11 protein-coding genes are annotated in these 12,413 nt (G+C 55.9%); 1 reads left to right on the forward strand and 10 read right to left on the reverse strand.

Going from position 1 to position 12,413, the window contains the following annotated elements; all coding sequences use genetic code 11:
- Positions 1-86 precede the first annotated feature (86 nt).
- From lpdA to eno, 6 genes are all read right to left on the reverse strand, one after another.
- Entirely contained in the window at positions 87-1,538 is a 1,452-nt protein-coding gene (lpdA, locus tag FPY71_RS08140; RefSeq protein ID WP_149299470.1) for a dihydrolipoyl dehydrogenase, read from the reverse strand.
- A 149-nt stretch (positions 1,539-1,687) separates the two neighbouring features.
- Complete coding sequence (locus tag FPY71_RS08145) at positions 1,688-3,043, reverse strand: pyruvate dehydrogenase complex dihydrolipoamide acetyltransferase (RefSeq protein WP_149299472.1); 1,356 nt, start codon at positions 3,041-3,043, stop codon at positions 1,688-1,690.
- Between the two features lie 58 nt (positions 3,044-3,101).
- On the reverse strand, positions 3,102-4,496 hold the full coding sequence (locus FPY71_RS08150) for a pyruvate dehydrogenase complex E1 component subunit beta (RefSeq protein ID WP_149299474.1): 1,395 nt from the start codon (positions 4,494-4,496) through the stop codon (positions 3,102-3,104).
- Positions 4,497-4,507: 11 nt separating this feature from the next.
- Positions 4,508-5,599, reverse strand: coding sequence for a pyruvate dehydrogenase (acetyl-transferring) E1 component subunit alpha (gene pdhA / locus FPY71_RS08155; protein WP_149299476.1), 1,092 nt, complete (start codon positions 5,597-5,599; stop codon positions 4,508-4,510).
- Between the two features lie 271 nt (positions 5,600-5,870).
- Positions 5,871-6,179, reverse strand: coding sequence for an FtsB family cell division protein (locus tag FPY71_RS08160; protein WP_149299478.1), 309 nt, complete (start codon positions 6,177-6,179; stop codon positions 5,871-5,873).
- Between the two features lie 217 nt (positions 6,180-6,396).
- Entirely contained in the window at positions 6,397-7,671 is a 1,275-nt protein-coding gene (eno, locus tag FPY71_RS08165) for a phosphopyruvate hydratase (protein WP_149299479.1), read from the reverse strand.
- Here eno and FPY71_RS18470 point away from each other — a divergent pair.
- On the forward strand, positions 7,652-8,182 hold the full coding sequence (locus FPY71_RS18470; protein ID WP_188052270.1) for a hypothetical protein: 531 nt from the start codon (positions 7,652-7,654) through the stop codon (positions 8,180-8,182). The two genes, eno and FPY71_RS18470, sit on opposite strands and share 20 nt — an antisense overlap.
- Here the strand turns inward: FPY71_RS18470 and kdsA are convergent.
- The 4 genes from kdsA to tpiA all read right to left on the reverse strand — a co-directional run bounded on the left by kdsA (position 8,155) and on the right by tpiA (position 12,255).
- On the reverse strand, positions 8,155-8,994 hold the full coding sequence (gene kdsA, locus FPY71_RS08170; RefSeq protein WP_149299481.1) for a 3-deoxy-8-phosphooctulonate synthase: 840 nt from the start codon (positions 8,992-8,994) through the stop codon (positions 8,155-8,157). The genes FPY71_RS18470 and kdsA overlap by 28 nt on opposite strands.
- Before the next feature lie 25 nt (positions 8,995-9,019).
- Positions 9,020-10,648 carry a CTP synthase gene (locus FPY71_RS08175; protein ID WP_149299483.1) on the reverse strand — a complete coding sequence of 543 codons (1,629 nt, stop codon included), beginning with the start codon at positions 10,646-10,648 and terminating at the stop codon, positions 9,020-9,022.
- 165 nt (positions 10,649-10,813) lie between these two features.
- Complete coding sequence (secG, locus tag FPY71_RS08180) at positions 10,814-11,410, reverse strand: preprotein translocase subunit SecG (protein ID WP_149299485.1); 597 nt, start codon at positions 11,408-11,410, stop codon at positions 10,814-10,816.
- 89 nt (positions 11,411-11,499) lie between these two features.
- Positions 11,500-12,255 (reverse strand): triose-phosphate isomerase, encoded by a 756-nt coding sequence (gene tpiA / locus FPY71_RS08185; RefSeq protein ID WP_149299487.1) that lies wholly within the window; start codon positions 12,253-12,255, stop codon positions 11,500-11,502.
- Positions 12,256-12,413 lie beyond the last annotated feature (158 nt).

A 12,413-nucleotide genomic window follows, 5' to 3' on the forward strand; every position in this document is an offset into this window, starting at 1 on the left:
TAGATGGAGTGAATTCGCCGCGGTCAATACCTGTCATTTCAGCAAATTGCCTTAAAGGCGCGAAACTGACACGCAAAAATCGCAGATTACATGTGAATGACGCGTCCATAAGCATCCAAAACACTTTCATGCATGGTTTCGGACAATGTTGGATGCGGGAACACCGCATGCATCAAATCTTCTTCTGTAGTTTCCAGCCCCATGGCGATGACAAAGCCCTGGACCAGTTCCGTCACTTCCGCTCCGACCAGATGCGCGCCCAGCAGTTCGCCGGTCTTTGCGTCAAATATCGTCTTCACCATGCCTTCAGGCTCACCCAGCGCAATGGCCTTGCCATTGCCGATGAACTTGAACCGGCCAACCTTGATGTCATAACCCGCATCGCGCGCACGAGCTTCCGTCAGGCCGACACTGGCTATTTGCGGCTGGCAGTAAGTGCAGCCTGGAATTTGCGTCTTTTTCATCGGATGGGCATCAAGACCCTTGATCTTTTCAACGCAGATTGTGCCTTCATGCTCGGCCTTATGCGCCAGCATCGGTGCGCCAGCAACATCGCCGATAGCGTAAATGCCCTCGACATTGGTTTTGCCATATGGGTCAATCTTGATAATGCCGCGCTCAACTTCAACGCCGACGCCCTCGAGGTTCAAACCTTCAATATTGCCCTGCACGCCAACTGCCGAAATCAACTTTTCCGCTGTCAGGGTCTGGCTCTTGCCGCCCTGCTCAACCACGACCTCAACACCAGACGCGGTTTTGTTGACCTTCACCACCTTGGCGTCAGACAGGATTTTCATGCCCTGTTTTTCAAACTGCTTGCGTGCCAGTGCGGCGATCTCTGCATCTTCCACCGGCAAAATCTGCGGCAGAAGTTCGACAACTGTAACCTCCGCTCCCATGAAACGGTAGAACGAGGCAAACTCAATGCCGATTGCGCCCGACCCCATGACGATCAGCGATTTTGGCATGACGGCAGGTTTCATTGCCTCAAAATAGGTCCAGATTTTTTCGCCATCGGGTTCAATGCCGGGCAGCACACGCGGGCGCGCTCCGGTGGCAACGATCACGTGCTTTGCCTTATAGGTGCCATGGCCCAGAACGCCCTTGGGCACCGGGTTCTGCGGTTGAACAGCAGGCCGGGCCGGATCTGTGACTTCAACTTCAACCGGCTTGCCCTTGGCAGCGCTGGCAATTTTTGCCTGGCCCCAGATCACATCAACCTTGTTCTTTTTCAACAGCATGCCAACGCCGCCATTGAGCTGGGCAGAAACCCCGCGCGAGCGCTTCACCACCGCTTCAATGTCGAATTCCGGCTTGGCAATTTTCAAGCCATAGTCTTTTGCGTGCTCGGCATAATGGAACACTTCGGCCGAACGCAGCAGCGCTTTCGTTGGGATGCACCCCCAGTTCAGGCATATGCCGCCCAGGTGCTCGCGCTCAACCACCGCCGTGCGAAAGCCGAGCTGTGCAGCACGAATTGCCGCGACATAGCCGCCGGGGCCACCACCGATAATGAGAATGTCGTAGGTTTCAGCCATGGTGAGTTCCGCGCTCCGCAAATTTCCGGGTTATTCCAATGTTTTGCCGAGGAACACCCTGCCGGATTGTATCAGGTGGTTCCGGCGCTGCGTGAACGCGATGCCGGAACCACATTTCAAGCCAATTTCGCTTTTGACAGGCTGCCCTGTCAGACCAGCATTGCCATTGGCGCTTCAATGAACTTCTTGAACGCAGCCAGTAGTTGAGCGCCAAGCGCCCCGTCCACCGCACGGTGGTCGGTTGACAGCGTCACGGACATGACATTTGCAATTTTGATTTCGCCATTGCGCACAACAGCCCGCTCTTCGCCCGCGCCAACCGCCAGAATGGTGGCGTGCGGCGGGTTGATGACTGCCGCAAAATCCTTGACGCCGAACATTCCGAGGTTGGAAACCGCAGTCGTGCCACCCTGATACTCTTCCGGCTTCAACTTCCGATTGCGGGCGCGCTTGGCCAGATCCTTCATTTCATTGGAGATCACGGACAGGGTTTTTTCGTCGGCTTTGCGAATGATCGGAGTGATCAAACCGCCTTCGATTGAAACTGCCACGCCAACATCCGCATTCCGATGCTTGAGCATGGCGCTTTCTGTCCACGACACATTTGCATCGGGCACCGCGTGCAGGGCACAGGCCATAGCCTTGATGACCATATCATTGACCGAAAGCTTGTAGGCCGGCTTGTCGCCCGCTTCAGTTTTGATCATCGGCGCAGCATCATTCAACTGCTTGCGAAGCGCCAGCAACGCATCCAGATCGCAATCCACTGTCAGGTAGAAATGCGGCACAGTCTGCTTGGACTCCACCAGACGACGCGCAATGGTTTTGCGCATGTTGTCGTGCGGGATTTCCTCAAAGCTGCCTTCCGCAAACAGTTTGCGAACTGCGTCGTCGCCAGGTCCCTTGGCCAGGGGTGCGGCTGCCGCCTGCCCGGTTGCTGCCGAAGCTGGCTTAGCGGCCGCCGGACCGGCTTTGGCCGCTGCTTCAACATCCGCGCGCACAATGCGCCCCTGCGGCCCGGTGCCCTTGACTGATGCAAGATCAACACCTGCATCTTTGGCAATGCGTCGTGCCAGAGGAGAGGCAAAAACCCGCTCACCGGACTTTGCAGGCGCTGCTTGTGCCTGAGACTTTGCCTCTGGCACCGAAGCCGATTTTTCAGCGGCAGGCGTTGAGTTTTCAGCCGCAGGCTTCTCGTCTGCCTTTGCAGCAGTCGAAGGGGTTTCCTCCGCTTTCGCTGCTGGCTCAGCATCCACAGCTTCACCGTCGGCGCTCAGCACAGCGATTGTCGCGTTCACTTTCACGCCCTGAGAACCGGCAGGAACCAGAATTCTGGCAACGACGCCTTCGTCCACTGCCTCGACTTCCATTGTTGCCTTGTCCGTCTCAATCTCGGCAATCACATCACCGGGCGAAACCTTGTCGCCCTCTTTCACCAGCCATTTGGCGAGGGTGCCCTCTTCCATGGTCGGCGACAGGGCCGGCATCGTTATATTGATGGGCATCCGTCAACACTCCTGAGATGGCCCTGTCGGGCGCCAATCCTTGTCAATCCGCCCGCACTCAACGGTAGGTGACCGCCTTAACCGCGTCGATAACATCCTTTACCGTCGGCAGCGCAAGCTTTTCCAGATTTGCGGCATAAGGCATCGGTACGTCCTTGCCACAGATTTTCAGCACTGGAGCGTCCAGAAAATCAAAGGCACGTTCCATAAGCTCGGATGCAATGTGCGAACCGATAGAGCCTTGTGGCCAGCCTTCTTCAACCGTTACGCAGCGGTTGGTTTTCTGAACCGAACGCACAACCGTTTCGATATCCAGCGGACGAATGGTGCGAAGGTCGATCACTTCCGCATCAATACCTTCAGCAGCAAGCTGCTCGGCAGCCGCAACCGCATAGGTCATGCCGATGCCGAAAGACACGATTGTCACGTCCTTGCCGGCTCGGTGAATGCGCGCCTTGCCAATCGGCACGGTCCAGTCGTCCAGCTTGGGCACATCAAAGCTGTGACCATACACAATCTCGTTTTCGAGAAACACGACAGGGTTCGGGTCGCGAATGGCAGATTTCAACAGACCTTTTGCATCGGCCGCACTGTAAGGCTGCACGACCTTGAGACCTGGAATATGGCCGTACCAGGCTGCGTAATCCTGACTGTGCTGAGCGGCCACACGAGCCGCCGCGCCATTGGGGCCGCGGAATACGATTGGACAGCCCATCTGGCCGCCAGCCATGTACAAGGTCTTGGCCGCAGAGTTGATGATATGGTCAATCGCCTGCATTGCGAAGTTGAATGTCATGAACTCGACAATCGGCCGCAAGCCGGCAAAGGCAGCGCCCACCGCAAGACCGGCAAAGCCATGCTCTGTGATTGGCGTATCCACCACCCGGCGCGCGCCAAATTCTTCCAGCAATCCCTGGCTGATTTTGTAGGCACCCTGATATTCGGCCACTTCCTCGCCCATGAGGAACACATCCTCACTGCGGCGCATTTCCTCTGCCATGGCATCACGCAGCGCTTCACGCACCGTTGTGCGCACCATTTCCGTTCCCTCAGGAACTTCCGGTGCAGCACTGACATTTGGCGCGGGTGCGGCCGGTGCGGCAGGCACCGGCCTGGATGCTTCCTGCGAGCTGGCTTCAGTTTCGCTTTCAGCCTTTGCTTCCGGCTCGGCCTTGGCTGGCTTCGCCTCTGCGGCATCGCCAAGCTCTTCGCCATCGGCCAGCAGCACTGCAATCGGCGCATTCACCTTCACGCCTTCAGTTCCCGCTGGAACAAGAATTTTGCCGAGCTTGCCTTCATCCACCGCTTCCACTTCCATCGTGGCCTTGTCGGTTTCAATTTCGGCAATCACGTCTCCGGGCGAAACCTGATCGCCCTCCTGCTTGATCCACTTGGAAACGGTACCCTCTTCCATTGTCGGCGAAAGGGCGGGCATCAAAATCTCGATTGGCATAACGTCGCCCCTTAACTAGCAGCCTGCGGAACTTCATCGGCATAGATATCGGTCCAGAGTTCAGACGGATCCGGCTCGGGATCACTCTGCGCAAAGTCAGCCGCGTCGGCGACAATGTCACGGACTTGCTTGTCGATCTCTTTGAGATCTTCTTCACTGACGCCGAACTTTTCAATCAGTCGCTGGCGAACCTGCTCGATCGGGTCCGACTCAGAGCGCATTTTCTGCACTTCATCGCGAGAGCGATATTTGGCCGGGTCCGACATTGAGTGACCACGATATCGATAGGTCATCATTTCCAGAATGATCGGGCCATTTCCATTGCGGCAATGTTCCACAGCAAGGTCTGCAGCAGCCTTGACGGCGCGCACATCCATGCCATCAACCTGAATGCCAGGAATTTTGAAGGAAATGCCGCGATGGGCAAAATTGGTTTCTGCCGACGCGCGGCTGACCGATGTTCCCATGGCATAGCGATTGTTTTCGATGACATAAATCACCGGCAATTTCCACAGGGAAGCCATGTTGAAAGCTTCGTAAACCTGCCCCTGATTGGCTGCACCATCACCGAAATAGGTGACTGATACAAAATCATTGCCACGGTAGTTGTTGGCAAAAGCCAAACCGGTGCCGATTGGCACCTGAGCGCCCACAATGCCGTGGCCGCCAAAGAAGTTCTTCTCTTTCGAGAACATGTGCATGGAACCGCCCTTGCCGCGGGAATAGCCGCTGCGACGCCCCGTCAGCTCGGCCATAACACCGCGGGCTTCCATGCCGGTTGCCAGCATGTGTGCGTGGTCGCGGTAGGCGGTGATAACCTGATCGCCCTGTTTCAGTGCGGCCTGCACACCAACAACAACAGCTTCCTGGCCAATATAGAGATGGCAGAAGCCCCCAATCACGCCCATGCCGTAAAGCTGGCCCGCTTTTTCTTCAAAGCGCCGCATCAGCAGCATTTCCCGGAAGGCCGACAGATCGTCTTCCTGCGAAAAATCGGCTGGTGCGGGAGTGGAGAATTCTTCCAAGGTCTTGACGATTTCGGCAGAAGAAGCCTTCGTGGTCTCAGCCGACGGGACGCCACTCTTTTGCTTGCCAGAAGCCATAAGCGCCTTTCCTTCTTATAAGGCAACTCGGCCGGACCAGGCTAAACCGGAGCGGTCCGAGCTGCGACAAAACAAAGAGTTGGAACATCGCGCATCAGGTAAAATCGCAGCAGTGTTCCAAGCTCGCCCCCTATCGGGACACGTGTCGAAGAAACGCACTACACCGCATTTCGATGCATGAGCAAGAAGCAAGCAAAAGATTACTGTGATTTCAGTTAAATGGTGCAATGCAGCATTAAATTAACCGGATTTTGGATAATAAGCTGCATATTCAGCGGAGTATAACGATCTCATCCACTGTGCCGACATTCAACGCGCGTCTGGCGCGTTCGTCAAGCATATCGCGTTCCAGTGTTCCATCACGCATCATCTGGACGCGCGTTTCAAGGCCCTGCCGCTTATCAAGAAGAGCGTCCAGTTCGGCTGACCGCTTATCCAGAAGCTCTGTCAGTTCACGCTTGGATTCGAGCCCATAACGCCCCTGCTGCGACTGCAGTCCGAAATAAGCCAAAACGGCTAGTGTCAGAACGGGCAATATCAGGCGACCCATGCGGGAGTTGCGCTTTTGAATTGTCCGCATGGCATCCGTACTCCAGTCTTCAGCTTGGCAGAGCCAGTTCGAATCGCGAATGCTCTTCCGCCGTTCGACCCTCTGCGAACGGTCTCGTATCTTTGCGGGAATTGCTTTAATGCCGCGTTAAGCAAAAAGCACAGCGACCGGGATTTTTTTCCTTGAATGCAAAAGGGCGGTGCTGAAGACACCGCCCTTTGCAATACCGTTCGGAAACCGGGAACGTTTAGCGCTTGAGAATAGAGCGCCCGGCATAAACAGCCTGGTCACCCAGCTCTTCTTCAATTCGAAGAAGCTGATTGTATTTTGCCAACCGGTCAGAGCGGGCCAACGAACCCGTTTTGATCTGCCCGCAATTGGTGGCAACTGCCAGATCGGCAATTGTGGTGTCTTCAGTTTCGCCAGAGCGGTGCGACATCACGGCGGTGTAACCTGCCCGCTGCGCAACATTCACGGCATCAAGTGTTTCAGACAGAGTGCCGATCTGGTTGACCTTGACCAGAATGGAGTTGCCAACACCTTTTTCGATGCCCTGGCGCAGACGCGCGGAGTTGGTGACAAAAAGATCATCACCAACAAGCTGAACCTTATCGCCGATCTTGTCGGTCAGAAGTTTCCAGCCAGCCCAGTCATCCTCGGCCATACCATCTTCAATGGAAATGATCGGATATTCATCGCAAAGCTCGGCCAGATAGGATGTGAATGCTGCGGCATCCAGCTTGCGGCCTTCGCCTTCCAGATCGTAAACACCATCACGGTAGAATTCGGTCGAGGCGCAATCCAAAGCGATGAAAATATCTTCGCCGGCTTTGTAACCAGCCTTTTCGATGGACGCGATGATGAAGTCCAGGGCCTCACGCGGGGAACCAAGATTTGGCGCAAAGCCGCCTTCATCGCCCACATTGGTATTGTGGCCGGCGTCCTTGAGCGCTTTTTTAAGCGTGTGGAAAACTTCAGCACCCATGCGCAACGCATCGGAGAAGCTTTCTGCCCCAACCGGCATGATCATGAATTCCTGAAAATCGATTGGATTATCGGCATGTGCGCCGCCATTGATGATGTTCATCATCGGCACTGGCAAAACGCATGAGGCAGCGCCGCCGACATAGCGGTAGAGCGGCAGATCGGCGGCCTCGGCTGCCGCTTTTGCAACAGCCAGAGACACGCCCAGAATGGCATTGGCACCGAGGCGGCTTTTATTTTCTGTGCCATCGAGCGAACGCAGAATTGCGTCGATGCGAATCTGATTTTCGGCTTCGAATCCGGCGATTGCTTCCAGTATTTCGGTATTGACGCCCTGCACGGCTTCACGCACGCCTTTGCCAAGATAGCGCTCGTCGCCATCGCGCAGTTCAACGGCCTCATGCGCGCCGGTTGAAGCGCCGGAGGGCACGGCGGCGCGGCCCATTGAGCCGTCTTCGAGAACGACATCCACTTCAACTGTCGGGTTTCCCCGGCTATCAAGAATTTCACGCGCTATAATGTCGATGATTGCCGTCACGGCCAAATCCTCCGATGAATTCGTAGGGGTGTCTTTAAAGCAATTCCAGCAAAAGTGTGAAACGGTTTTGCGTTCGGAATTGCGGCAGGTGAAAAAACAATTCCAGCAAAAGTGTGAAGCGATTTTGCGTCCGGAATTGCGGCAGGCGAAGAATACAATTCCAGCAAAAGTGCGAAGCGGTTTTGCGTCCGGAACTGCGGCAGGCGAAGAATACAATTCCAGCAAAAGTGCGAAGCGGTTTTGCGTCCGGAATTGCGGCAGGCGAAGAATACAATTCCAGCAAAAGTGCGAAGCGGTTTTGCGTCCGGAATCGTCAGGCGAAGAATACAATTCCAGCAAAAGTGCGAAGCGGTTTTGCGTCCAGAATCGTCAGGCGAAGAATACAATTCCAGCAAAAGTGCGAAGCGGTTTTGCGTCCGGAATTGCGGCAGGCGAAGAATACAATTCCAGCAGAAGTGCAAAACAGTTTTGCGTCCGGAAACGTCAGGCGTCCCAGCTTTTGGTGATCTGATCCAGTGCCTGAAGACGCATCAGCATTTCGCGCATATTGCCGAGCGGCACCATGTTGGGGCCGTCTGAAGGTGCATTATCCGGATCTTCATGGGTTTCCACGAACAGTCCGGCCACGCCGATGGATACAGCGGCGCGCGCCAGAGTTTCAACAAAACGCCGCTCGCCACCGGATGAGCCACCCTGTCCACCGGGTTGCTGCACCGAATGGGTGGCATCGAACACAACGGGCGAACCGGTTTCGGCCATGATTGGCAAGGCTCTGAAGTCAGACACCAACGTATTATAGCCGAAGGACACACCGCGCTCGGTCAGCAGCACATTGGAATTGCCGCTTTGAAGAACCTTTGCCGCAACGTTGGCCATGTCCCATGGCGCAAGAAACTGGCCTTTTTTGATATTCACGACCCGACCAGTTTCAGCCGCAGCAATGAGCAAATCTGTCTGCCGGCACAAAAATGCGGGTATCTGCAAGACGTCGCAAACCGCTCCAACCTCTCGGCATTGTTCGGCGGTGTGAACATCTGTCAGCACCGGAACATCAAAGCTTCGCGAGACTTCTTCGAAAACCGGAAGCGCGGCGGCAAGCCCGATACCCCTTCGACCAGTCAAGCTGGTGCGATTTGCCTTATCAAAGCTGGCTTTGAACACATAACCGATACCCAGCTCGTCGGTAATGGTTTTCATGCGCTCCGCGACCATCATGGAATGGTCGCGACTTTCCATCTGGCATGGACCCGCAATAAGAGCGAAAGGCTGGCTTTGCGAGAAGGATACCCCCCGCGCGATAACCGTTTGGTTGGGTGTGCCCATATTGCGCCCTTTTAAATCAGAATTATCAGACCAGTCGGGAACGCACCAATGCCGCCTCGACAAAGCTGGCGAACAGAGGATGTGGCTCAAACGGGCGAGACTTCAGCTCAGGATGATACTGAACCCCGATAAACCATGGATGGTCCACCAGTTCCACGGTTTCAGGCAAAAGGCCATCTGGTGACATGCCGGCAAAACTCAGGCCGGCAGCCTCCAGCCTGTCACGATACGAGCGGTTTACCTCATAACGGTGACGATGCCGTTCGCTGATCTCGGTGCTGCCATAGATCTGCGCAATTCGCGAACCGTCTTTCAACCGGGCTTCATAGGCGCCAAGTCGCATGGTGCCGCCAAGGTCGCCCTTTTCCGCACGCTGCTGCAACTCATTGCCCTTCAGCCATTCTGTCATGATGCCAACGACCGGCTCTTTGGTCGGCCCAAACTCGCTGGAAGCCGCATCTTCAATGCCGGCCAGCGAACGGGCCGATTCAATAACGGCCATCTGCATACCGAAACAAATGCCAAAGTACGGCACCTTGTGCTCGCGTGCGAATTTTGCCGCAAGAATTTTGCCTTCGGAGCCACGCTCACCAAAGCCACCCGGCACAAGAATGGCGTTAACCCGCTCAAGATAAGGTGTCGGATCTTCCTTTTCGAAAACTTCCGACTCTATCCAGTCAAGATTGACGCGCACGCGATTGGCAATGCCGCCATGCTGCAACGCTTCGATCAACGACTTGTAGGCATCTTTCAGGCCGGTATATTTGCCGACGATGGCAATGGTGACCTCACCCTCGGGATTGGCGATGCCATCCACCACCTGCAACCAGCGCTCAAGCTTTGGCGCCGGTGCCGGATCAATGCCGAAAGCCGCCAGAACTTCCGTATCCAGCCCTTCTTTGTGATAGGCAATCGGCACGTCGTAAATCGTGGCAACATCCAGCGCCTGAATGACCGCTGTTTCCCGCACGTTGCAGAACAGGCTCATTTTGCGCCGCTCTTCTGCCGGAACAGGCCTGTCTGCCCGCACCAGCAGAATGTCCGGCTGGATGCCAATCGACCGCAGTTCCTTGACAGAATGCTGTGTGGGCTTGGTCTTCAACTCACCCGCAGCCGGAATATACGGCATTAATGTCAGGTGGATGTAGACGACATTGCCACGCGGCAGTTCATTGCCAAGCTGGCGTATTGCCTCGAAGAACGGCAAGGCTTCAATGTCGCCAACCGTGCCGCCAATTTCCACCAGAACAAAATCGACATCATCATTTCCATTCAGAACGAAGGATTTGATAGCGTCAGTCACATGTGGAATGACCTGGACAGTTGCACCAAGATAATCACCCCGCCGCTCTTTTGCGATGATGTTGGTGTAAATCCGTCCGGTTGTGATGTTGTCCATCCGGGTCGCGGGGCGCCCGGTGAACCGTTCATAGTGCCCCAGATCAAGGTCGGTTTCTGCACCATCGTCGGTAACAAAAACCTCACCATGCTGGGTTGGGCTCATGGTGCCCGGATCAACATTGAGATAGGGGTCGAGCTTGCGAAGCCGCACCCGGTACCCACGCGCCTGCAGAAGTGCGCCGAGTGCCGCTGATGCTATGCCCTTTCCAAGGGAAGAAACCACGCCGCCAGTGATGAATATGTATCGCGCCATGGGCCTTCTCGATAATCGTTTACACAGATGATTACCAGCCAAAAATATGGCCGGAGAAATTTACGGCAGAGTTTTCCAAAGCTTTCCGCTCTGCCAGTTGCTCAAATCGAAAGAAGGCAACCAACCGTTCAAGGTTGATTGCCTTCAGACAATCTCAAGCCGAAATCAATTAGCAGGCGCGACAGGTGTCGTTTGCTGGGCAGGTGGTGTTTCCACAGGTTGAGCAGGCTGCTCAGGCTGCGCTTCCGGCGCAGCGGGTGCCTCAGCTTCCGGCGCAGTAGGCGTCACGGCTTCCGGCGTTGCAGGCGTCACGGCTTCCGGCGCGGCAGGTGCAACTGCCGGAGCGCCTGGTGAAGTCGGCGCCGCTGCCGGCTGCTGCGGGGTTGCGCCAAATGGCACACCACCTTCAGGCTCCGGTGCCGGCTCTTCAGGCAATCCGCCAAGCTGGTCCAGCAACGAGCCGCCCTCTGCCGGAACTGTAGTGGTGCCTTGCTGCTGCCGGTTGAAATTATCGAACACATCAGCCGGGCTGGAACCGCCATAGCGGGCCAGAATGGCCAATGTCATGGACGTGATGAAAAAAGCCGCCGCCAGAATGGCCGTGGTGCGGGTGAGTGCGTTTGCCGCCCCCCGCGCACTCATCAGGCCACCGCCGCCACCGCCACCCATGCCAAGAGCGCCGCCCTCAGATCTCTGAAGCAGCACCACCACGACAAGCGCAAGGACGATAAGAAGATGTATAACAATCAGAACTGTTTGCATGATGCCCTGGTTCAGCGGCTTTTTCGGGAATTTGGCCGTTTCTTATAGCAGCAAGCCAACAATTCCAAACGTTTTCGGCTGCTATCTGCCTATTCGGCCCTTACTGCCTTGCATATTGCAATGAAGTCGGCGGATTTCAAGCTGGCTCCGCCAACCAGTGCACCGTCAACATTGGCAACAGACAGAAGCTCAGCCGCGTTGTCCGGCTTGACCGAGCCACCATAGAGAATGCGGAAATCTGCGCCGCTTTCACCAAACCGCTCAACCAGTTTCTCGCGCATGAAGCGGTGCGCGTCTGCCACGTCATCAACTGTTGGTGTCAGCCCCGTGCCAATGGCCCAGACAGGTTCATAGGCAACAGTGCAGTTTGCAGCGGTCGCCTCATCCGCAAGTGATTCCCGCAATTGCCGTTCCAGAACCTGCAAGGTTGTGCCCGCATCCCGCTCTGCCTGCGTTTCGCCAATGCAGACAACTGCCACCAGGCCGGCATTCCAAGCAGCTTGAGCCTTGGCACGCACGGTTGCATCATCCTCGCCGTGCAGGGTGCGGCGCTCGGAATGGCCAACCAGAACGTGGCTTGCGCCAGAATCAGCCACCATTGCCGCCGAGATATCGCCCGTGAAGGCACCGGACTGCGCCGTGTGGCAATCCTGCCCGCCGATGGCCAGTCCGGTTGCGGCTGTTTCGCATGCGGCGGCCAGCAGCGTGGCTGGCGGGCACAAAAGCACATCGACATGGGCGGTGCTGCCTGATTCCACCGCATCGCGAACCGCCGCTATTTCGGCAAGACCGGCTTTAAGGCCGTTCATTTTCCAGTTACCGGCAATCAGCTTGCGAACCGCCATGTTTTCCTCCAGCCGCGTTATTTCGAAGCTGTGCGATAGCTGGAACCTGTATCAAAATCAAACCTGCGACTTGCACCCGAGGCCCACTCTTTCCTATTAGAGAGAGAGTTTTTCGGGGCGAATGCCCCTGCCCGATGCAAACGGGCTCTTTTGAAGGA

The sequence above is a fragment of the Aureimonas fodinaquatilis genome, from assembly GCF_008369445.1.
Classification (GTDB): Bacteria; Pseudomonadota; Alphaproteobacteria; order Rhizobiales; family Rhizobiaceae; genus Aureimonas; species Aureimonas fodinaquatilis.

Coding starts and splice junctions, on each gene's coding strand:
- lpdA (WP_149299470.1), bottom strand. CDS start 1,538: ATGGCTGAAACCTACGACATTCTCATTATCGGTGGTGGCCCCGGCGGC.
- FPY71_RS08145 (WP_149299472.1), bottom strand. CDS start 3,043: ATGCCCATCAATATAACGATGCCGGCCCTGTCGCCGACCATGGAAGAG.
- FPY71_RS08150 (WP_149299474.1), bottom strand. CDS start 4,496: ATGCCAATCGAGATTTTGATGCCCGCCCTTTCGCCGACAATGGAAGAG.
- pdhA (WP_149299476.1), bottom strand. CDS start 5,599: ATGGCTTCTGGCAAGCAAAAGAGTGGCGTCCCGTCGGCTGAGACCACG.
- FPY71_RS08160 (WP_149299478.1), bottom strand. CDS start 6,179: ATGCGGACAATTCAAAAGCGCAACTCCCGCATGGGTCGCCTGATATTG.
- FPY71_RS18470 (WP_188052270.1), top strand. CDS start 7,652: ATGTCGATGATTGCCGTCACGGCCAAATCCTCCGATGAATTCGTAGGG.
- kdsA (WP_149299481.1), bottom strand. CDS start 8,994: ATGGGCACACCCAACCAAACGGTTATCGCGCGGGGGGTATCCTTCTCG.
- FPY71_RS08175 (WP_149299483.1), bottom strand. CDS start 10,648: ATGGCGCGATACATATTCATCACTGGCGGCGTGGTTTCTTCCCTTGGA.
- secG (WP_149299485.1), bottom strand. CDS start 11,410: ATGCAAACAGTTCTGATTGTTATACATCTTCTTATCGTCCTTGCGCTT.
- tpiA (WP_149299487.1), bottom strand. CDS start 12,255: ATGGCGGTTCGCAAGCTGATTGCCGGTAACTGGAAAATGAACGGCCTT.